The organism is Thermanaeromonas toyohensis ToBE (assembly GCF_900176005.1).
Lineage (GTDB): Bacteria > Bacillota > DSM-521 > Neomoorellales > Neomoorellaceae > Thermanaeromonas > Thermanaeromonas toyohensis.
This window is the reverse complement of sequence record NZ_LT838272.1, coordinates 2,549,486-2,569,146: the sequence shown is the minus strand read 5'-3', so window position 1 is coordinate 2,569,146 and position 19,661 is coordinate 2,549,486. Positions and strand designations below refer to the sequence as shown.

The window sequence follows — 19,661 nt, the reverse complement described above, 5'->3', positions numbered from 1 at the left end:
AAAGTCTCGCCGGGTTAGCATGTACCCAGGAGATAGTAGGATAAGGGGGATGGCTATGCGTGTAGCAGAGAATATAGCAGAGCTCATCGGCCAGACGCCTATAGTTCGCTTGAACCGCTTGATAAGCGACGGCGCGGAAGTTTGGGTTAAGCTAGAGTTTTTTAATCCGGGAGCGAGCGTAAAAGACCGTATTGCCTTAAGTATGATAGTAAAAGCGGAAAAGGAAGGACGCCTAAAACCAGGGGATACTATCGTTGAGCCCACCAGCGGTAATACCGGGATAGGTCTGGCTATGCTTGCTGCTTCGCGGGGTTATCGGTTGATTTTGGTAATGCCGGAAACGATGAGCATAGAAAGGCGCAAACTCTTTAAGGCCTTTGGCGCCGAACTAGTATTGACACCAGGTTCTGAAGGTATGCGGGGAGCAGTAGAAAAGGCCGAGGAGTTAGTACGAGCGAATCCCCATTTCTTTATGCCTCAGCAGTTTGAAAATCCGGCCAACCCGGCTATCCATCGCGAGACCACTGCCCGGGAAATTTTAATACAGATGGGCGGCCAGTTGGATGCCTTTGTGGCCGGTGTGGGTACGGGAGGAACTATAACTGGAGTGGGGGAGGTTCTTAAAAAGGAATTACCCCATGTGAAAGTGGTAGCAGTAGAGCCTGCTGCTTCAGCGGTGCTTTCCGGTGGCCCGCCAGGGCCCCACAAGATCCAGGGCATCGGGGCAGGATTTGTTCCCAAAGTCTTTAATCGTGAAGTAGTGGACGAGATCCTTACGGTAGGCAATGAAGAAGCTATGGAGACGGCTCGGCGTTTAGCTCGGGAGGAGGGGATTCTTGTGGGCATCTCCTCGGGAGCAGCTGTTTATGCTGCCCTTCAGGTAGCTAGAAGATTAGGTAAAGGTAAGCGAGTGGTGACTATCGCCCCAGATACAGGGGAAAGATATTTGAGCACAGAGCTATTTAAGTTTAATTAGGTAAGGTGGAAAAGGCTTTAAAGGCCCTTCCCTTGAAGGGTAAGCTTGGCTTGTGCTAGAATGATGCACGGCAAATAGAGAAGGAGGGGAGGGATTAAAGCCTGTGGCTGGACATTCTAAGTGGGCTAATATTAAACACCGTAAAGCAAAGGTAGATGAAAAAAGGGGTAAACTTTTTACCAAAATCGGCCGTGAACTGATAATAGCAGCCAGACTAGGGGGCGGTGACCCGGAGGCCAATCCTCGACTTAAGGCAGCTATCCAGAAGGCCAAGGCCGCCAACATGCCAAGTGAAAATATTCAGCGAGCTATTATGCGTGGTACAGGCGAACTAGAGGGTGGCGCTAATTATGAAGAAGTTACCTATGAGGGCTATGGCCCAGGGGGCGTGGCTTTGCTTCTGAATATTGCTACGGATAACCGCAATCGTACGGCGGCGGAGATCAGATATATCTTTTCTCGTCATGGTGGGAACTTAGGTGAGAGCGGATGTGTGTCTTGGATGTTCCAGCCTAAGGGCGTTATTACTTTGGCTGTACCACCGGGAGATAAACGGGAGGAGCTGACGCTTAAGGCTATTGAAGCAGGCGCAGAAGACGTGGATGACAGCGACCAGGAGATGGTAGAGATTTATACCACGCCGGGAGATTTAGAAACTGTCCGCCGGGCCTTGGAAGAAGCGGGAGCAGAGGTTAAAGAGGCTGAGGTACGCATGGTTCCCAACACTACAGTCACCATTGAGGATCCCGAGACGGCGGCCAAAGTTCTGAAACTAGTGGACCTGCTAGAAGATCACGAGGATGTCCAGGCAGTTTACACTAACTTTGATATCCCGGATGAAATAATAGAACGCTTGAGTTAAGGGCTTAGAGTATAATTCATTTTAACGCCGGGAATGCTAGATTCTGGCAAACAAAGGAGGTTTGCCTATGAAATCTAGCTACCGGCATTTCTTATTGGTTCTTATATGCTTAGTGGCTACAGGAGCGGTCCTAACGTGTGGGTCAATTGGAGTGCGGATAGTTAAAGAGCGGATATTCGCGGATGCTTCCTGGCAGGTGCCAGTCTGGGCTTTGCCCCAGTTTTTGCGGCCTAAGCCCCGGATAGAAAAGCTTTATCAAGCTTGCGGTCACCGGGAGGAGATACCTTTGCCGGAAGGGGTAGACCTACGGTGGGTAGGTAAAAAGGAACTAGAGATCCTTTTTCCTCCCCAGGAGGGATGGACTATCCGCACAGAAAAAAATGGTCGGCTAGTTATACTTAAGAAGGTTCCGGGGCTCTGCCCCCAGGATGCTCCTAAGCGGCATTTGGCTGAATTAGATGGAAGGGTGGCTGTATACAGGGGACCTATAGGAAGTATGGGAGAGTTGGAGCGGGTTCTGGAGGTAAAAGTGGATGCCTTACCCCGGGCGTGGCAGGAACGGATACGCCAGGGTCGTGCTGAATTTCAGTCTGAGGAAGAACTATTGCAGGCCTTGGATAGCCTAGAAGAATATTCAGCAGATACGCGGTAATAGAAGGCCGCTTAAATAGTGGAGCTCACGAGTAGCACCCAGGGGAGTACGAAGGTAGACCCGGCCCGAACCTTCGCGTACTTCACCTATGAGGGTTGCTTCTTTGCTTAAGGGGTGCTGGCGTAAAAAGATCAGGGCCTGGTCAACCGCGCTTTTTTCCACCACAGCGCAGAACTTGCCTTCGTTGGCGAGGTATAAGGGATCAAGCCCTAAGAGTTCTGCAGCACCCCGGACCTCCTCCCGGACCGGGATGTCTTCCTCGTTTAAATAAACGTTTACCCGGGCGCTCGTGGCGAGTTCTTTTAAAGTAGTAGCGAGCCCCCCTCTAGTGGGGTCCCGGAGCCATTTTACCGCAGGACCTAGAGCCTTAAGAAAAGGTAGGATTACCTTATGCAAGGCAGCACAGTCGCTTTTTAACCCTTGAAGGCCAAAATTTTCTCGAGTAGCCAAGACAGTAAGACCATGGTCTCCCACGGGCCCACTTATGATTACTACATCCCCTGGTTCTACCCGGTGGGGGCCTAAATCAATATTGTCGGCTGCCACCCCTATTCCCGTAGTATTGATATAGATTTGGTCTCCATGACCATGTTCCACGACTTTAGTATCCCCGGCTACTATGGCGACTTCCGCTTCTTGCGCTGCCAGGGCTATGGCAGAGATCACTTTTTCCAGGGTACTATAGGATAACCCCTCTTCCAGGATAAGCCCTAAAGTAAGGTACAGGGGCCTGGCTCCAGTTACCGCTAGGTCATTGATTGTCCCGTTTACAGCTAGAGAACCAATATTACCTCCAGGGAAAAATAAGGGTTTGACTACAAAGGAGTCTGTAGTCACAGCTATTCGGCCAGCCGGGGGAGGAAGCAGGGCGGCATCACCTAGGGCTTGTAAGGCTTCATAGGGGAAGTATTTCAAAAATAGCTCGGAAATAAGTTTATGGGTTAACTCGCCCCCATCTCCATGGGCTAACGTAATGGTCATGTTTTTGTTGCTGACTTGGCTCTCTTTTATCATCTATTGGTTATGTTCCTCCTTTGGTGCATTAGATGTTTTGGGAGTAACGGTAGTAGGCAGCACAAGATCCTTCGGAAGAGACCATACAGGGACCTACCGGTGTAAGAGGAGTACACCGGCGGCCGAACAAGGGGCATTCTGGTGGAAGGGATAATCCTTTAAGGATAGCCCCGCAGCGGCACCCAGCCGGTGGGGGGGATGGCCTTACTTCTAAAGGATAACGCTCCCTAGCCTCGAAATCCTGGTAGCAGGCTTTAAGTTTAAGGCCGCTTTCAGGTATGATGCCCAATCCCCTCCAGTTGGCCGAGTGGGGAGAGAAAATTTCTTCCAATATTTTTTGCGCCTTTTGATTACCCGTCTCGGTTACTACCCGCGGATAAGCGTTGATCACCTGGGCTTCCCTCCTTAATATCAGGGGAAGAAGCTCCATCAAGGCTCCCAGGATATCTAAGGGTTCAAAACCGGCTATGGCCGCAGGTAAATTGTACTTTTCAGCTAAGAAAATGAACGCCTGGCGACCTAAAATAGCGCTTACATGCCCGGGCAGAATAAACCCATCTAAGCCCAACTCCGGGTCACTAGCTAACAGACTTAAAGCTGGGGGTACTAGCTTGTGGGCGCTGTAAAGGAGGAAATTTTTTAACTTTTCGGTTATAGCTTCCTTAAGGGCCAAAGCCACCGCGGGAGCCGTCGTTTCAAAACCGATACCCAAGAATACTACCGTTTTATCCGGGTAAGACTTAGCCAGTTCTACAGCTTCCCGCGGGCTATAACATACCTGGACTTGGCTACCTTCAGCCCTAGCCTGTTCCAGGGAGCCATAACTTCCTGGTACCCGCAGCATATCACCGAAGGTAGCTACCACTACATCTGGCTGGCGGGCTAAAAGCAGCATATAATCGATATCTTCGGGCGCGGTAACACATACTGGGCAGCCGGGCCCGCTCCTTAAGTCCAAATAGTCAGCCAAAAGACTACGGAGCCCCGTACGCCCCAGGGCCACAGTATGGGTACCGCATACCTCCATGATCACTGGCCGCCTACCTAATTTATCTGCCGCTTCTCGGGCTAAAGCTTTTACTTTAGCTAAGACGTTTTCACCCAGCTCCCTTTGGCGGTAGAGAACCCATAGTTTCAATTTTAAAGCGAGCTCCTTTCCTTCGAGTTAGCCAATTCTTTCCATAGGGAAAGCCTAGCTTTTGCTTCCTCTTCATCGATAACACTTATAGCATGACCGGCATGGACCAATACGTAGGTCCCGGGTTTACATCCTTCTACTAGGGCTAGGCTAACACTTGCTCTTACTCCCCACGTTTCTACTATAGCTTCGAGGCCATTAGGATCAATAGAAATAATCTTAGCTGGTACACCTAAACACATAGCTTAATCCTCCTTGGCTAGGCATCGGGCGATGGCGGCCTGTCCCAGGGCGAGCCCTCCATCATTAGTGGGAACTAGCCGGTGGACGTATACAGTGAAACCTTGGGTCGTTAGGTGTTGATATACCGACTCCTGAAGGAGGGCATTATGCCATACACCGCCGCTTAAGGCCACCTGACGGATTCCGGTTATTTCCGAGGCTTGTTTAACGGCTTGCACAAGCATCTCACCTATAGTGCGGTGGAAACGAGCAGCAATGATCGGAGAGGGTATCCCTTTTTTATAATCTTCCCAAAGGCCCTCTATCATGGGTCCGGGATCTATTTCCCTCCCTTCCAGCTTAAATGGGTAAGGTGGATATGTGGAAAGGTTCCCGGCAGACAGCGCAGCTTCTTCCAACTCGCTCGGTGCCTGGCCATCATAGGTGTTTTCTAGGCAAAGGCCTATCAGGGCGGCCACCGCATCAAAAAGGCGTCCTAGGCTAGAAGTGGGTACTAGGCCGAACTTACGCTTAAAGATGTTAAGGACCACATCAGCCGGTAAACCCTGGCTTAAAAAGCGCTGGGCAGCTTTTTCGGCCTCTTCAAGACCTAGATAATGGTAAAGGTAGCTTAAGGCCAAATACCAGGGTTTACGGACTCCTTGATCGCCTGAGGGCAAGGGCACGTATTTGAGATGGAATACCCTTTCAAACTCCTCATAGGAGCCTATTAAGATTTCTCCACCCCAGATAGCCCCGTCTAAGCCATATCCGGTACCGTCGGCGATGATCCCTAAGGCGGGACCTTTAGCTTGATTTTCCGCTAGGCAGCTAGCCAAGTGGGCATGGTGGTGCTGGATGCGAATGACCTTAAGGCCTAATTCCTGGGCTAAATGGGCAGAGTAATATCTAGGATGCAGGTCACAGGCGACAAGTTCGGGCCGGGTACCAGTTAAAATTTCCAAGCGCTCCCTGGCCTCTCTCCAGGCTTTCTGGGTTTCCAGGGTAGCAAGATCCCCAATATGCTGGCTAAGAAAAGCTAAGTTCTTTTTTAGGAGGCAGAGGGTGTTTTTAAGATCGCCCCCTACAGCTAGGACATCCGGCCCCTGAGGGAGGTCTAACTGGATAGCCTGGGGGACATATCCTCGGGAGCGCCGGTAGAAGTGGGTGCCTCCAAGCCGTAAGCTTACCACCGAATCATCACAACGGTTGACTATTTCTCGGTTGTGGCAGAGGAAATAATCGGCTATATTTCTCAATTCCTCTAGAGCCTTGTGGTTTTCTTTAACCAGGGGCAGATCGCTAGGATTGGCGCTGGTCATCACGAGAAGGGGAGGCCCCGCTTGAAGGATAAGCAAGTGAAGGGGGGTATAAGGGAGCATAACCCCTAGGGTACTTAAGCCCGGAGCTACCTCCGGGGCGAGATCTGTATCTGGCCTTTGGCGTAAAAGCACTATAGGGGCCGCTGGAGAAGAGAGGAGAGCCGCTTCTTCTTCGTTAAGAAAGCAATACTGTTTCACTGTGTCCAGGTCCCGCGCCATAACAGCGAAAGGTTTTCTAGGCCGGCCCTTGCGCAGGCGAAGTAGACTTACAGCGTGCTTATTTGTGGCATCGCAGGCTAGATGGAACCCGCCTAAACCTTTTATAGCCAGGATATAGCCTTCCTTAAGTAGTTGGGAGGCTTTTTTAAGCCAGTCGCCAGTTACCGGCTGACCTTTATTGTTGAGTAGTTCTACCTGTGGTCCGCAAGCAGGGCAGGCTATGGGTTGGGCATGGAAGCGTCGGTTGGCGGGATCAGTATACTCGGTAGCACACTCTGGACATAAAGTAAAAGGGGCCATGGCTGTACGGCTACGGTCGTAAGGTAAACTGAAAATTATGGTAAAACGGGGACCGCAGTTGGTACAGTTGGTAAAGGGATACAAGTAGTGGCGATCAGAAGGGTCCTCAAGTTCTCGACGGCAATCGTTACAGAGGGCCACGTCTGGAGAAGCTACTACTTGTTGCTCATCGCCAGTTAGGCTGGCTGTGATAGTAAAGTCCTTCCATCCATAGGGTTCTAGTTCTTCCTTCTGCCAGCCGGCAATGCGCGCAAGTCGCGGAGGCCGCACCAAAACCTCCTGGATAAAAGCTTCCACTCGGTCCTCTTCGCCTTCTACGTCGATGCATACACCCGAACTGGCATTATATACGGTGCCCCGTACACCCCAGGATTGAGCCAGACGGTAAACAAAAGGACGGAAACCTACACCCTGCACTATGCCCCAAAGGGTTAGGCGATAGCGTCGCAGGGGACGGCACTTTTCTTTTTGGATGCTACCTGCCGTTTTAGCCATGTGCACCATTCCCCCAGGCCTTCGCCGGTTCGCGCAGAAACAGGAAATATAGTAAGCTCGGGATTTAATTTACTTATATCTTGGCGGAAGGCCTCCATATTAAAATCAGTATACGGTAAAAGGTCTATCTTGTTCAATAGGAGAACCTGCGCTTCCCTAAAAATAAGAGGGTATTTTAGGGGTTTATCACTACCTTCAGCTACGCTTAAGATACAAGCTTTAATATCTTCACCCAGGTCGAACTCCGCTGGGCAGACTAGATTACCTACATTCTCGATGAAAAGGAGATCTAGTTTTTCCAAAGGTAGTTCTACAATAGCCCGGGATATTAGCCTTGCATCCAGATGGCAGGCACCATCGGTGTTGATTTGGACTACGGGTACGTTATACCGGGCTATACGGGCTGCGTCGCGCGTGGTAGCAATGTCGCCCTCTATTACCCCTATACCCATAGTCCCAGAAAGGTGCGCCAGGGTGGCTTCCAGGATGCTAGTTTTACCTGCTCCGGGGCTACTGATGAGGTTAACTACGGTAATTCCGAAGGAAGAAAACCTTTCCCTGTTTTCGGTGGCTTGTTCCTGGTTAGCCTGGCGCAGGTCCTGGGCCAGGATTACCTTGAAATCAGGCATCTTTTAAGTCCCTCCTGCTATAAGATGACTTTTTTAATTTTCCAATTGATAATCCTCCTATTGGGCTTTCTCTAAGGCTAGGCTTCCTTCATAAGATACTATCTGCATCTCCCGGCCGCTCAAAAGCTGGGCACCTGGGGTAGAACACCGGGGGCATAATAAAAACCATTCCTTAGGGTGGAATTCCAGCCCGCAGGTGCAGCATAGAGCGCGGGCAGGCGCTTCTTCAATTTCTAAACGCGCACCTTCTACTATTGTACCACGGCTTGCGCACTCAAAGGCTAAGCGGAAGGCCTCCGGCAGGACTGCTGTCCATTCTCCCACTAAAATCTTCACTAGGGTTACCCGCTTTAAACCCCTTCGGCTAGCATCCTGGACTACTAAGCGTATGGCTTCCTGGGCTAGGGATAGTTCATGCATATGGTCCCCCACCCTTTAGAATATTGTATACAGTATGCACAGCCAGGGGTAAAGCAGCTGCCACTAACGGGCTTAAATCAGCTTTTCCCCAGGTTATTTCGGCTATCTGCACGCCGACTATGTCAAGACGACGCGGGAAGGCTTCCGGTTCTACTAAGCGTCCTAAGCTCAAAGCCTCTGCTATACCTATATTGTGTAAGGAAAGGCTGCGGAAGGTAACCCGGGCCAGGTCCGTTTCTTTACAATGGATCACAGTACCAGGCTTTTGCCCTGCTTCCACTGCATCTACGATGATGACCTGGTCTGCGCCGCGCATAAGGTCTAGAATGGTAAGCCCCGGGAGCCCCGCCGAGATGAGCCTAACCCCCGGCGGAAGCCCCCAGCGCTTAAGCTCTTCTATGACCTTAAGACCTACTCCATCATCCCCAGCCAAGGGATTCCCGCAGCCTATAATTTTGACTAAAGCCATTTTTCGTTTATTCCCTCTCAATTTCCAGGCGCAGGAAGTGGACCGAACAAGAGATACATGGATCGTAGTTCCGGATAACCATCTCACACTTTAGAGTAGCTTCTTCCAAGGGAAGATCCAATACACTAGGAGCAAAGGCCCGTAAATCTTCCTCCATGTTGGCCACGTTATGGGCAGTGGGGCTAACTATATCTGCCTCCTCCACTAGGCCTTGGTCGTTAATCCGGTAGCTATGGTAGAGGACGCCTCGCGGTGCCTCAGTGATGGCGAAGCCCTGGCCGGCCTGGACCGTATAGGCTATATCCTCCGGCTGCGGGTCGAGGCGCTCAATAACTTCTAGGCAAGTATCAATGCTGTGAAGCAACTCGATGGCCCGGGCCAAGATGCTGTAGAAGGGGTTTAAAGTGGGGAATACTCCTGTACCTTCTGCTATCTTTCGCGCTGCAGGGGAAAGCTTATCCATGTTTAAGTTTACCCGAGCCAGCGGGCCTACCAGGAAACTGCCTCGGCCTTCCACATAGGAATGTAGAGCGTTGGAATGGGGTATATGCCGTTCCTTTATATGGTTACGGTACTGCCAAACTGGTATATCTAACCCTTTAGTAGAGACTAGGCGGCCGCTATTTACGGCGTAAGTGTCGTCGGCAGAAAGGGCGATGTGTTCACAGTCCCGTTCGAAAGCCGGTATCTTAAGGGAAGTTACTAGATCTATGGTAGCTAAGGCATCCGCCCGGGCTTCCTGGAGCCTTTCACCTATAGCTTGCAGCTCCTTTCGGCTGGGAATGGAGGTAAATCCTCCAATGGTCGGGGTGACGGGATGCACTTCCCGGCCTCCAACGAGGGCCGTAAGATCATTACCCAGCCGCTTAAGCTTTAAAGCCCTCTCTACTGCTGGCAGGTGATCTTTAGCCATAGCAATGGCGCTCTCATAGCCAAGGAAGTCCGGGAGGGCGAGGAAATAGATATGGAGGGTGTGGCTCTGTATCCATTGGCTTAAGGCCAAAAGCAGCCTTAAGTCCTTGGTCTGTTGGCTTGGCTCCACTCCCAAGGCGTCCTCTAAGGCTTGTATGCTAGTTATTTGATGGGAGGCAGGGCAGATACCGCATATGCGTGATACAATCCCTGGTACCTCATCGAATTTGCGGCCTACCAGGAACCCCTGGAAGAAACGCGGGGGCTCAAAGATCCTAAGCTGAAGCTCGGTAATCTGGTTATCCTTTACTTTAATCTTTAAAGCGCCTTCGCCCTCCACTCGGGCTATATAATCCACATGGATGGCCTGTTCTGTCATACGGCTTCCGCTCCCTTACTAAATTCTGGGGTCATACCCGCAAACTTCCGGAAATATCGGATGATATCGCTGCGGTGTAGGCCGTATTCAGCCATGGTCTGGGCCAGGGATACTGTATTAGCATCGTTGGCCGGGCCCCGGCAACCTTCACAGGGCCTCCCGCGGGAAGGACAGAGGGCACCGCAGCCTGCTGTAGTGACTGGCCCTAAGCAGACCTGGCCTTCGGTTACAAACAGGCATACATTTTCGTGAAGCTTGCATTCCACACATACGCTGTGGGGTCTAAGATAGGGTCTTATCCCCAGTAGAGCACCTTTGATAAACTCTAATAGTTCCTCCCGGCTTACTGGGCATCCCTTGAGATAGGCATCAACCGGGACATAATAATCGATACCATAGGCTGTGGTAGAATGGATAGCAGCTAAGTTCTCGTAGACCCGGCTTTCTACTACCCTCTGGGGCTGCCAGTTTTTAATGGAGGGGAGGCCACCGTAGCAGGCACAAGCCCCCATGGCTACTAAGATGCGGCATTCTTCCCGCGCCTTCTTAAGCCGCTCGATTTCTTCACCTGTAGTTATGGCCCCTTCGACTAGGCCGATATCATAAGGTCCGGGTTCATTGTCCCGGCGGGCCATGACGAAATAGCTAAGATCTACGGCTCCCAAAAGATCTAAAAGAATAGGTTCAAGGTTTAAAAGTTCTAACTGGCAGCCTGCACAAGAGCTCATTTTATAAACAGCTATACGGGGTTTACTCACCGGGCTGCACCTCCTAAAACTTCTTCGGGTAGGCTTAAGAGTTCAGCGTAGGCGAACACAGGGCCATCTCGGCAGACGAACTTAGGCCCGATCTGACATTTACCGCATTTTTTGACTCCGCAGTTCATACGGCGTTCCAGCGATACATAGATCTGTTCAGGCCGGAAACCGCGGGCCAAAAGCCCTTTAACTACAAAGGCCATCATTATCTCTGGACCACAAGTGAATACAGTAGTTTCTTCGGGGCGGGAAGACATTTTATCGAAGAGTTTAGTTACTACTCCGACCTCGTCTTTCCATTCAGTGCCAGGAGGTACCATATCCACTGTAAGGCGCAAGATGATATCTGACTGGCGCCATAACTGGTATTCAGGAGTGTATAGGAGATCAGCAGGGGTACGAGCACCATACAGGATTTCAACTTGCCCGAACTCCTTCCGCCGGTGGACAACTTCCCGGATGACCGGACGTAAGGGGGCAAGTCCAATACCTCCAGCCACAATGAGAAGGTTTTTTATGGGTAGCACATCTAGAGGCCAACCCGTACCATAAGGCCCCCTGATACCTACCACATCACCGGGTTTCATTCTAGCCAGGGCGTTGGTGACGTTACCTACATGGCGGATAGTATGTTGGAAAGTTTCTGTTTGGACTGGGCTGGAACTTATAGATATCGGGGCCTCGCCGATACCGAAAATAGTAAGCATATTAAATTGACCGGGTCGGAAGCGGAAATCCCGGCGCACTTCTTCATCGATAAAGCTAAAGGTGTAAGTAGTGGTATCGTGGGTTTCGCGAATGATCTCTTTGATCACAGCCCGTTCAGGCTTGAATGGATTGAACACCCTTTATTCCCCCCTGAGACGGCTAATAATATCTGTGATATCGATCTTCTTTACGCAGGCCTTTATGCAGCGGCCACAACCTACACAACCCAGGGTCCCGAACTGGGGCTCGTAATACACCAGTTTATGATAAATCCTTTGCTTAACCCTAGCATCCCGATCCTTACGGAAGTTATGTCCTAAGGCTACCTGGGCATATTCCAAAAGCATACAAGAATCCCATTCCCGCTGCCGCTTTCCACTCTTAAGATTAAGGTCGAGCTTATCCACCACGTTGTAGCAGAAGCAGGTAGGGCATACCATGGTACAGGATCCACAGGCCAAGCACTGATGCATAAGCTCTTCCCAAAGTGGATGGCGGAAATTCTCTTCTAGCAATTCATGCAGCCCTTGGGTATTAATTTTCTTTTGGAACCTGCGGCGGGCGTTATCTATTACCTTTTGTTTTTCTACCATGGCCACCCGGGGGGCAGGGGTAAGCTCCATATCCATATTTAGGAGGAGTTTTTTACCTACCTGGCTACCAACTTCTACCAAGAAGCCCTGGCCCAAGTCAGTAAGCAAAAGATCGTAACCTTCTCTTAAAGCAGGACCAGTACCGAAGGATGAGCAGAAACAGTGCTCTCCAGGGGTAGTACAGTTAAGGGCGATGATAATTGTGTTACGCCGTTTAGCCATGTAATAAGGATCGGGATATTCGGAGGTATAAGCTTTATCTAAGATATGAATGGCATGGACATCGCAAGGATGGATGCCCAATATTACCTGGGGTCGCTCAGGCGCTACAGCTTCTTCTATATGCTGGTCTTCGTGGAAGGAGAAGAGGACTTCGAAGGGTAGGTGGAGCAACTTCTTAGGAGGTAATAAAGTGGTCTGGTAGTGTAGGGCCAACTCTTCAGCGCTAGTTACTGGAGCGAAGACAAATTCTTTTCCTTTAGCTACCGGGCCAAATACATCATAGGCTTTGCGCAATTCCTGCACAAAAGCATCTAGTTTTGCCTTAGGTAAGTGATAAAGAAGAGGTAATTCCATCTCTGCCTGGCGGGCATAAGCTACTGACATAATTTACACCTCCAATAAAATGGTATACTTGCAACTACCTTCACAATAAAAGCCAAAAATAAATTTCCCTTTTTGCTTAATTTCCATTAAGGCAGCTTTATGCTTTCGCCTCCTCCCCAAGTCTAAATTTAAAGCCTGAAATCATTTTTCTTCTCAAAGTAATATAATCAGCGCCTTTTCCTTTACGTAATATCCGAAAGGACTATTTAAAAATAGTTCTTTCTGGCTATTTCGGCGCCTTTATCCAGCCTTGCTGGAGGGCATACTGGACTGCCTGTAAACGGTTTTTAGTTTGGAGTTTTTCTAAGATACTCCGAAGATGGTTTTTAACCGTGTTTTCGCTGATATAGAGCTTTTGGGCTATTTCCCGATTGGTAAAACCTTGGGCTACTAGCTCCAGGACTTCCTTCTCTCTGGCACTTAAAGAATTCAAGGTAGGCGTCCGGGTTAACCTAGGGAGCATCTTTTTTATAAGGGCCGGGGTCAAAGTCATCTCACCACGAGCCACTTCTTGGAGGAGGTAATAAAGCTGTTGGGGTTCTACTGTCTTAAGGAGGTAACCCTTAGCCCCGGCTTCTAAGGCAGCTAACAGAGTTTCGGGATTGTCATCTACCGTTAGGATGACTACTTTACTTTCGGGAAGCAAGGTTTTAAGGCGCCGTGTAGCCTCTAGGCCGTCGAGGCGGGGCATATATATATCCATGAGGACAATGTTCGGGCGAAGCTCAAGGGCCAGTTCAACGGCTTCCTCTCCATCCCTGGCCTCTCCTACTACTTCAAACCCCTCCCATTCGGCCATGAGGGCTCGCAACCCCTTGCGGATCAAGGTATGATCATCCACCAAGAGGATGCGTAAGTTGCAGGCCATACCTGTTCCCTTTCATTCAAAAATATGAAATTAAGCCCCGTAGATTGTTAACTTTCTAACTAGAGTATACAGGAAAGAAGGATATTGTTCAAGATGTCACATATATACACATAAATTTCAGATAATAATGGCATAACCGATAGAAGATACCACCCGGCAGGGAAAAAAGAGAAGGGATTGAGTTTAAGATGGCGAATTACGTAACACAGGAGGAGAGTTTATGCGTATTTTAGGGATTGACCCAGGTACAGCTACCACTGGTTATGGCATAATAGAGGCAGAAGGTTCGTGGGTTAAAGTGGGTGATTATGGCTTAATATCTACTTCACCGGCTCAGCCGCTACCCTTACGCTTGGCTTCCCTATATGAACAGGTTTTGAGCTTGATCCATAAGGAAAAACCTTCCTGCCTGGCTGTGGAAGAAATATTTTTTAACCGGAATACTCGTACTGCCATGGCCGTGGGGCAGGCACGAGGAGTGATTATTCTCGCTGCTATTCACGCGGGGTTGGAAATAGCCGAATATACTCCTTTGGAAGTTAAACAAGCAGTGACCGGTTATGGCCGCGCCCCCAAATATCAGGTACAGAAAATGGTACAAGCTATTTTAAACCTGCCCCAGTTCCCCGCACCTGATGATGCAGCCGATGCTTTGGCCGTGGCCCTTTGTCATGCTGCTCATCAAGGGTTACGGGGCTTAGGGTTGGATCTCGTATGATAACTTTTTTACGGGGGAAGTTAAGGCAGGTTACTCCTGGGGGTGTGGTTTTAGAAGTAAACGGTGTAGGTTTTTGGGTACATACCTGGGGGGTACAAGATTGGCCGCCCTTAGGCCACGAGGTAATCCTCCATACCCATATGGTAATAAAAGGAGAAACTATAGAGCTTTACGGATTTAAAACCCCAGAAGAGCTTAATATCTTCCAGCTCCTTTTAGGCGTAACTGGGATGGGCCCCAAAGGTGCCCAGGTACTAGCGAGCTCTGTATCGCCTTCACGGCTCATCCAAGCCATTGTAGAAGAAGATACAGGTTTTCTTACCGCTTTACCGGGTATAGGGCCTAAAAAAGCCAAGCGGCTGGTGGTAGAACTTAAAGATAGGCTGCTTAAGTCGGGATTCCAGATTTTAGAGGGGAAGGAGATCTCCCATACGGCTGAAGATGAAGTCCTGGGTGCTTTAGTCAACTTGGGCTATACGGCTTCCGAAGTGCAGGAGCCCTTGCGCAGAGCCCGAGAGCAATTAGGCCCGGGAGCTAGTAGTGCTGAACTGCTCCAGGCAGTGTTAAGGATTTTGGGTTCTGTTAAGTAAAATTATGTATGTTTAGGAAGGGAAAAGTTTTTTATGGAACGTCTTGTGGCTTCTGGCCTTCATTCGGGAGAACAAGAGATAGAAGCCAGTTTACGGCCCCGATCCCTGGCTGAATATATAGGCCAGGAGCACATCAAAAATACTTTGAGCATTTTTATTGCTGCTGCCAAGGCTCGTGGCGAAGCCTTAGATCATGTTTTATTATGCGGGCCACCGGGCTTGGGGAAGACCACCTTGGCGGGTATTATCGCCCGAGAATTAGGGGTGCCCTTCCGTATAACTTCAGGTCCTGCTATTGAGCGTCCTGGCGATATGGCCGCGATCCTCACTAGTTTACAGCCACGGGAAGTATTGTTTATCGATGAGATCCATCGTCTACCCCGGAGTGTAGAAGAGATCCTTTATCCGGCCATGGAAGATTTTGGGCTGGATATCGTTTTGGGGAAAGGGCCAGGAGCGCGATCCCTACGCTTGGCTTTACCCCGGTTCACCTTAGTGGGAGCTACCACCCGGACAGGCCTTTTGACTTCACCTTTAAGGGAACGCTTTGGTATCACAGCCCGCTTAGATTTTTACAAGCATGAGGAACTCGCGGCCATTATCCAGCGTTCGGCCGCCATTTTAAAGGTCCAAGTGGAACCAGGTGCGGCTTGGGAGATCGCTCGCCGTGCTCGAGGTACACCCCGGGTAGCTAACCGCCTTTTAAAAAGGGTACGAGATTATGCCCAGGTTAAGGCTCAAGGAACAATTACCCTGGAAGTGGCTAGGGAGGCTTTAGAATTGCTGGAGGTTGACGAGGCAGGCTTAGATACCTTAGACAGGAGGTTACTATCTACCATTATTGAACGCTTTGGGGGAGGTCCTGTAGGCCTGGAGGCCTTAGCCGCGGCTCTAAGCGAGGATCCGGGTACTCTGGAGGATGTATATGAACCTTACTTATTGCAAAAGGGTTACCTACAGCGGACCCCTCGGGGTAGATTAGCTACTAAACTGGCTTATCGACATCTAGGGAAGGAGCCTCCAGGAGAGACCAATGCCCAGTTAAGATGGTTTCAAGATACCTCTATCGAGGAGTAAAGCTTAGATTTTCCATTTTAAAGGGGGAAAAACACTTATGGGTGACTTTAGTTTCTTGGGCAAAATGCTTGTAGGAATGGGAATTTTTATAGCCCTCATGGGCCTTATGGTCTTAGGCCTGGGTAAGCTATTTTCCTTGGGCAGGTTGCCAGGGGATATATATATCCAGAAGGGCAACTTTACCTTTTATTTTCCTCTTGTTACCTCCCTGGTGCTAAGCCTTATCCTAACCCTAGTGTTAAATCTGCTCTTCCGGCGTTAACTTCTCCCTTTCCAGCGTCCCCTACCCTTTAAAAGCCAGGGTTTTAAGCGAATTTTTATATATGGGGTGAGGCAATTGCCACTGGGAGCCGATCCTAACCACCTCCTTTCTTTAGCCCGGAAGGGTAACGATCTAGCCCGGGAAGAGTTGATCCGGAAGTTCACCCCTTTTATCCTAAACATCGTCTCCCGACTAAGCGGCCGCTTTGTACGCCTGGGGGAGGATGATGAAGCTAGCATTGGGCTTATGGCCTTTAATGAAGCCATCGATACTTACGATCCCCGTAAAGGTGTTTCTTTTTTAACCCTTGCGGAGACAGTAATCAGACGGCGGATAATTGACTATTTCCGGCAGGAAGAAAGGCACCGCCAGCACCTCGCTACCCAAGATATACAGGTTTCATCCACTCCAGAAGACCACCACTGGGCTTGGGAACTGGTGGATCGCCGGGAAGAGATAGTCCGGTACCAGAAGGAGCTGGCCTCTTATGGGATCTCCTTTGCGGACCTGGTACGGAACTGTCCCCGCCACCAGGATGCCCGCCAACGGGCCCTGGCTTGTGCACGGACCATTGCTGATAATCCCCTTTTACGGCGCTATTTAGAGGAAAAGAAGGAATTACCTCTTAAAGCTTTAGGCCATAATCTTAAAACCAGTCGTAAAACCCTGGAACGTCACCGTAAGTACATAATAGCTTTAGCCCTTATAATTATGGGGGATTATGATTATCTCAAAGAATACATTAGTCAGGCCGAAAGGGGTGAAAGCAATGGGGGCTGATGAAAGGGGGCTCGTTTTGGAGATCCGGGGAAAAGAAGCGATAGTCCTAACACCCCAGGGAGAATTCCGGCGGGTCAGGGTTCCCCAACCTTTCCCGAGTATAGGGGAGGAGATAATGTTACCACCGGCATCTTCCTGGACGTGGGCTCGGATGAAGTTTGCTGCCACGGCTGTAGCTTTAGTTTTTCTAGCTTGGGGTCTTTCCCGTATCTTTAGCCCTGGTATACTAGCAAGACAGCAGCCTGCTTTTTACGTAGCTATAGACATTAACCCTAGCCTTGAACTGGTCCTGAATACCCAGGAGAAAGTGATGGAGGCTAACTCCCTTAACACTGATGGAAAAGTTTTACTAGAAGGGCTTAACCTAAGAGGGCAAGATGTACAAGACGCCCTAAGGACCTTAGCCAAGGTAGCTCTAGAGAAGGGCTACTTACGGCCGGGGGAAGAAGGGTTTCTTTTAGTTAGTGTAGTTCCTGGAAAAGAAACAGAAGAGGGGATAGAGGCTGGAGACCGGTTGGCGGGTAGGTTGGCTAAAGTGGCTGAGGAGGTATTACGGGCCGAACGTGTGGAACCTGTGGTTAAGGCAGGAACCTTTAAGGTAGAACTACGGAAACAGGCAGCCAGATTAGGTCTTTCCCCAGGAAAATACGCTTTGTTTTTAAAGGCTTTAGAAGCTGGACTACCGGTTACGGTGGAGGCTCTAAAAGAGAGAGGGGCTTTAAAGGCTCTCCGCCAGGCCGGAGCCGATCCTCAAAAGCTTTGGGATTCTATTGTACCGGATGTTAGGGACAAGGGGGAGCAGCATTTTAATCCAGTTAGTCCAAAAGAAGGAAGTCATGTCCTAGAAAGAGAAAATAGAGAAAATAAAGAGGGCCTACCTAAGAAGAATCTCCCACCACTGCCAGAAGGAAGGCTGGAGGAAAAGCCTTCAAGGGAGAGCCCAGGGGTAGAGAAGGAAGGTCAAGATATAGGAACAGCTCAGAAGAGGGGAGAAACGGGGAAGGCTCCTATAGTATTTCCAAAGAGAGAAGAAACCCCTGGGAAGAAAGGGGATGCGTTTAGCCCACAGGATATAAAGGTTAACCCCGAACACCCTAGTAAAGGTGTTAGAATCCCGGAAAGGATGGAGGAAAATAAAGAAGGGAATAGGGGAATAAAGGAACAAAGCAAAGAATAGAGCCAATGTATTTTAAAGAGTAAATGGAGGAGAATGAGGGGATAAATGGGGGAAGGGTTCTTGAGGGGTAAATTTAAGCGTTGGTGTTGGGTAATACTAGTATCCTTAGGGCTTGCTAGTTTTTCCCCAGGGGCCAGGGCAGATACAGTCCAGCCTCCTTACATCCGGGTTCTTTTAGATCAGGGCCTATCCCAGGTCAGTTTCCAGGTAATACAAGGTGGGTACCAATTGCTCGATGAGCAAGGGAAAGAGATCGCCCGGCCAGTGGTAGGGGAAGCTTGGGAAGCGCGGACCATAGATGGAAAGCTATTTCTTATACGGCAAGGGCAAACTTTGCCCCAGACTTTTACTGGGGTGGTAGAATTACGCCCCCAGGACGAAAAAACTTTTAATCTTTTCCTTTACCAGGGCGAACGCTTACGGGGTAGCCTAAAGATCTTTCTTAAGCCGGAAGGATTAGCTACAGTTAATACTTTAGATTTAGAGCAATATCTTTATGGAGTGGTGGGACCAGAGATGGCGGTAAGTACAGGGACTGGGGAGCCTGGACTTGAAGAGGCCCTTAAGGCCCAAGCAGTAGTTTCCCGGTCCTACGCCCTAAGTTGCTTAGGCTCCGGGGGATATTACGATGTAACTGATGATACCTACACCCAGGTATATCGGGGATATGAGGCTGAGCTTGTGCCTGGGGCCGATAAGGTTAAAAAGGCGGTAGATGCTACCCGGGGCCAGGTTATCTATTATGAAGGTAAATTAGTGAAGGCTTATTTTCATTCCAATGCCGGAGGCTATACGGAAGATAGTGAAAATGTATGGTCGGAAGCTCTTCCTTACCTTCGCGGGGTACCTTCACCAGAGGATGAATACGCCTTACGCTTCGGAGGTTGGATAGCTAGCACTTATAGCTGGAGCAAAACCTTGACCCGGGAGGAAGTACAAGGTATGATCAAGGCGTGGCTTGAGCGCACAGGGCAAACTGCTGAGCTAGGGGATATAATAGACCTCATTACTTCCCGGGAGCGGCGGGACGGGAGCACCCCTACAGTCTCTGGACGGGTGACCCGCCTAGAGATAGTGGGGACTAGGGGTAAGGCTATAGCCTACCGGGATAGGATACGCTCTGTCCTCGGCCTCCGCAGCACCCTCTTTACTTTAGAGATGGACTCTACGGTCACCATCCTGGACGGCCAGGGGAACAAGCGCGAGCTAAATTATGCTGGTGAGTTAAAGGCAGTAGGGGCCGGAGGAAATCCCTTAAGTTTAAACGGTCCTGCTAGCGAATATGCGGTAGCTGGTGCTGAAGGAGCACGTATGGTGCCTAAAATATTCCAGAGGGTGCTTATCCAGGGCCGGGGTTACGGCCATGGTTTAGGCTTAAGCCAGTGGGGAGCACGGGGGATGGCGGCTAAAGGATTTAGTTACCGGGATATTATTGAACATTATTATAATCAGGGAAGGTATGACGGTAAGCTAACTATTGGGCCCTATACCAGAAGATTATAGTAGGAGATAGAG

The 19,661-nt window shown here is 49.8% G+C and carries 22 protein-coding genes; 10 read left to right on the top strand and 12 right to left on the bottom strand.

The annotated features are described in order from the left end of the window. The first annotated feature begins 55 nt into the window (after positions 1 to 55). From cysK to B9A14_RS13160, 3 genes are all read left to right on the top strand, one after another. Positions 56 to 976, top strand: coding sequence for a cysteine synthase A (gene cysK / locus B9A14_RS13170; protein WP_084666272.1), 921 nt, complete (start codon positions 56 to 58; stop codon positions 974 to 976). Positions 977 to 1,079: 103 nt separating this feature from the next. Beyond that, positions 1,080 to 1,838: a YebC/PmpR family DNA-binding transcriptional regulator gene (locus B9A14_RS13165; protein WP_084666270.1), complete on the top strand. Its 759-nt coding sequence runs from the start codon at positions 1,080 to 1,082 to the stop codon at positions 1,836 to 1,838. Between the two features lie 67 nt (positions 1,839 to 1,905). Continuing rightward, positions 1,906 to 2,490, top strand: a complete 585-nt coding sequence (locus B9A14_RS13160; RefSeq protein ID WP_084666268.1) for a hypothetical protein — start codon at positions 1,906 to 1,908, stop codon at positions 2,488 to 2,490. Here B9A14_RS13160 and hypE read toward each other — a convergent pair. The 12 genes from hypE to B9A14_RS13100 form a co-directional block, all read right to left on the bottom strand. Then, on the bottom strand, positions 2,473 to 3,504 hold the full coding sequence (gene hypE / locus B9A14_RS13155; RefSeq protein ID WP_231967771.1) for a hydrogenase expression/formation protein HypE: 1,032 nt from the start codon (positions 3,502 to 3,504) through the stop codon (positions 2,473 to 2,475). The two genes, B9A14_RS13160 and hypE, sit on opposite strands and share 18 nt — an antisense overlap. Before the next feature lie 28 nt (positions 3,505 to 3,532). Beyond that, a complete protein-coding gene (hypD, locus tag B9A14_RS13150; RefSeq protein ID WP_157109962.1) occupies positions 3,533 to 4,642 on the bottom strand; it encodes a hydrogenase formation protein HypD in 1,110 nt (369 codons plus the stop codon). A 2-nt stretch (positions 4,643 to 4,644) separates the two neighbouring features. Next, entirely contained in the window at positions 4,645 to 4,884 is a 240-nt protein-coding gene (locus tag B9A14_RS13145) for a HypC/HybG/HupF family hydrogenase formation chaperone (protein ID WP_084666266.1), read from the bottom strand. A gap of 3 nt (positions 4,885 to 4,887) precedes the next feature. Then, the gene (gene hypF, locus B9A14_RS13140) at positions 4,888 to 7,200 is read right to left on the bottom strand and encodes a carbamoyltransferase HypF (protein WP_084666264.1); all 2,313 of its coding nucleotides are present in this window, start codon (positions 7,198 to 7,200) and stop codon (positions 4,888 to 4,890) included. After that, positions 7,137 to 7,829, bottom strand: a complete 693-nt coding sequence (gene hypB, locus B9A14_RS13135; protein WP_084666262.1) for a hydrogenase nickel incorporation protein HypB — start codon at positions 7,827 to 7,829, stop codon at positions 7,137 to 7,139. The genes hypF and hypB overlap by 64 nt, the downstream gene beginning before the upstream one ends. A 57-nt stretch (positions 7,830 to 7,886) precedes the next feature. Further along, complete coding sequence (hypA, locus tag B9A14_RS13130) at positions 7,887 to 8,249, bottom strand: hydrogenase maturation nickel metallochaperone HypA (protein ID WP_084666260.1); 363 nt, start codon at positions 8,247 to 8,249, stop codon at positions 7,887 to 7,889. Further along, positions 8,242 to 8,718, bottom strand: coding sequence for a hydrogenase maturation protease (locus B9A14_RS13125; protein ID WP_084666258.1), 477 nt, complete (start codon positions 8,716 to 8,718; stop codon positions 8,242 to 8,244). The genes hypA and B9A14_RS13125 overlap by 8 nt, the downstream gene beginning before the upstream one ends. A 7-nt stretch (positions 8,719 to 8,725) precedes the next feature. Further along, positions 8,726 to 10,009, bottom strand: a complete 1,284-nt coding sequence (locus tag B9A14_RS13120; RefSeq protein WP_084666256.1) for a Ni/Fe hydrogenase subunit alpha — start codon at positions 10,007 to 10,009, stop codon at positions 8,726 to 8,728. Next, positions 10,006 to 10,767, bottom strand: coding sequence for an NADH-quinone oxidoreductase subunit B family protein (locus B9A14_RS13115; RefSeq protein ID WP_084666254.1), 762 nt, complete (start codon positions 10,765 to 10,767; stop codon positions 10,006 to 10,008). The genes B9A14_RS13120 and B9A14_RS13115 overlap by 4 nt, the downstream gene beginning before the upstream one ends. Beyond that, complete coding sequence (locus tag B9A14_RS13110) at positions 10,764 to 11,612, bottom strand: FAD/NAD(P)-binding protein (protein ID WP_084666252.1); 849 nt, start codon at positions 11,610 to 11,612, stop codon at positions 10,764 to 10,766. The genes B9A14_RS13115 and B9A14_RS13110 overlap by 4 nt, the downstream gene beginning before the upstream one ends. Before the next feature lie 3 nt (positions 11,613 to 11,615). Then, positions 11,616 to 12,674 carry a 4Fe-4S dicluster domain-containing protein gene (locus tag B9A14_RS13105; RefSeq protein WP_084666250.1) on the bottom strand — a complete coding sequence of 353 codons (1,059 nt, stop codon included), beginning with the start codon at positions 12,672 to 12,674 and terminating at the stop codon, positions 11,616 to 11,618. A gap of 226 nt (positions 12,675 to 12,900) precedes the next feature. Next, entirely contained in the window at positions 12,901 to 13,542 is a 642-nt protein-coding gene (locus tag B9A14_RS13100; protein WP_084666248.1) for a response regulator, read from the bottom strand. A 220-nt stretch (positions 13,543 to 13,762) separates the two neighbouring features. On the opposite strand from B9A14_RS13100, the gene ruvC reads away from it, so the two are divergent. From ruvC to B9A14_RS13065, 7 genes are all read left to right on the top strand, one after another. Next, a complete protein-coding gene (gene ruvC / locus B9A14_RS13095; RefSeq protein ID WP_084666246.1) occupies positions 13,763 to 14,260 on the top strand; it encodes a crossover junction endodeoxyribonuclease RuvC in 498 nt (165 codons plus the stop codon). Then, positions 14,257 to 14,850: a Holliday junction branch migration protein RuvA gene (gene ruvA, locus B9A14_RS13090; RefSeq protein ID WP_084666244.1), complete on the top strand. Its 594-nt coding sequence runs from the start codon at positions 14,257 to 14,259 to the stop codon at positions 14,848 to 14,850. Before ruvC ends, ruvA begins: the two co-directional genes overlap by 4 nt. Positions 14,851 to 14,883: 33 nt before the next feature. Then, positions 14,884 to 15,927 (top strand): Holliday junction branch migration DNA helicase RuvB, encoded by a 1,044-nt coding sequence (gene ruvB, locus B9A14_RS13085; RefSeq protein WP_084666242.1) that lies wholly within the window; start codon positions 14,884 to 14,886, stop codon positions 15,925 to 15,927. Between the two features lie 37 nt (positions 15,928 to 15,964). After that, entirely contained in the window at positions 15,965 to 16,189 is a 225-nt protein-coding gene (locus B9A14_RS13080) for a DUF2905 domain-containing protein (RefSeq protein ID WP_084666240.1), read from the top strand. Positions 16,190 to 16,255: 66 nt separating this feature from the next. After that, on the top strand, positions 16,256 to 16,969 hold the full coding sequence (gene sigI / locus B9A14_RS13075) for an RNA polymerase sigma-I factor (protein ID WP_084666238.1): 714 nt from the start codon (positions 16,256 to 16,258) through the stop codon (positions 16,967 to 16,969). Then, positions 16,959 to 18,146, top strand: a complete 1,188-nt coding sequence (locus tag B9A14_RS13070; protein ID WP_172839160.1) for an anti-sigma factor domain-containing protein — start codon at positions 16,959 to 16,961, stop codon at positions 18,144 to 18,146. Before sigI ends, B9A14_RS13070 begins: the two co-directional genes overlap by 11 nt. A 45-nt stretch (positions 18,147 to 18,191) precedes the next feature. After that, a complete protein-coding gene (locus B9A14_RS13065) occupies positions 18,192 to 19,649 on the top strand; it encodes a SpoIID/LytB domain-containing protein (RefSeq protein ID WP_084666234.1) in 1,458 nt (485 codons plus the stop codon). Positions 19,650 to 19,661 lie beyond the last annotated feature (12 nt).

Coding starts and splice junctions, on each gene's coding strand:
- ruvB (WP_084666242.1), top strand. CDS start 14,884: ATGGAACGTCTTGTGGCTTCTGGCCTTCATTCGGGAGAACAAGAGATA.
- B9A14_RS13105 (WP_084666250.1), bottom strand. CDS start 12,674: ATGTCAGTAGCTTATGCCCGCCAGGCAGAGATGGAATTACCTCTTCTT.
- hypF (WP_084666264.1), bottom strand. CDS start 7,200: ATGGCTAAAACGGCAGGTAGCATCCAAAAAGAAAAGTGCCGTCCCCTG.
- hypA (WP_084666260.1), bottom strand. CDS start 8,249: ATGCATGAACTATCCCTAGCCCAGGAAGCCATACGCTTAGTAGTCCAG.
- B9A14_RS13065 (WP_084666234.1), top strand. CDS start 18,192: ATGGGGGAAGGGTTCTTGAGGGGTAAATTTAAGCGTTGGTGTTGGGTA.
- cysK (WP_084666272.1), top strand. CDS start 56: ATGCGTGTAGCAGAGAATATAGCAGAGCTCATCGGCCAGACGCCTATA.
- B9A14_RS13070 (WP_172839160.1), top strand. CDS start 16,959: ATGGGGGCTGATGAAAGGGGGCTCGTTTTGGAGATCCGGGGAAAAGAA.
- B9A14_RS13120 (WP_084666256.1), bottom strand. CDS start 10,009: ATGACAGAACAGGCCATCCATGTGGATTATATAGCCCGAGTGGAGGGC.
- B9A14_RS13160 (WP_084666268.1), top strand. CDS start 1,906: ATGAAATCTAGCTACCGGCATTTCTTATTGGTTCTTATATGCTTAGTG.
- hypB (WP_084666262.1), bottom strand. CDS start 7,829: ATGCCTGATTTCAAGGTAATCCTGGCCCAGGACCTGCGCCAGGCTAAC.
- B9A14_RS13080 (WP_084666240.1), top strand. CDS start 15,965: ATGGGTGACTTTAGTTTCTTGGGCAAAATGCTTGTAGGAATGGGAATT.
- ruvC (WP_084666246.1), top strand. CDS start 13,763: ATGCGTATTTTAGGGATTGACCCAGGTACAGCTACCACTGGTTATGGC.
- B9A14_RS13145 (WP_084666266.1), bottom strand. CDS start 4,884: ATGTGTTTAGGTGTACCAGCTAAGATTATTTCTATTGATCCTAATGGC.
- B9A14_RS13100 (WP_084666248.1), bottom strand. CDS start 13,542: ATGGCCTGCAACTTACGCATCCTCTTGGTGGATGATCATACCTTGATC.
- hypE (WP_231967771.1), bottom strand. CDS start 3,504: ATGATAAAAGAGAGCCAAGTCAGCAACAAAAACATGACCATTACGTTA.
- B9A14_RS13125 (WP_084666258.1), bottom strand. CDS start 8,718: ATGGCTTTAGTCAAAATTATAGGCTGCGGGAATCCCTTGGCTGGGGAT.
- ruvA (WP_084666244.1), top strand. CDS start 14,257: ATGATAACTTTTTTACGGGGGAAGTTAAGGCAGGTTACTCCTGGGGGT.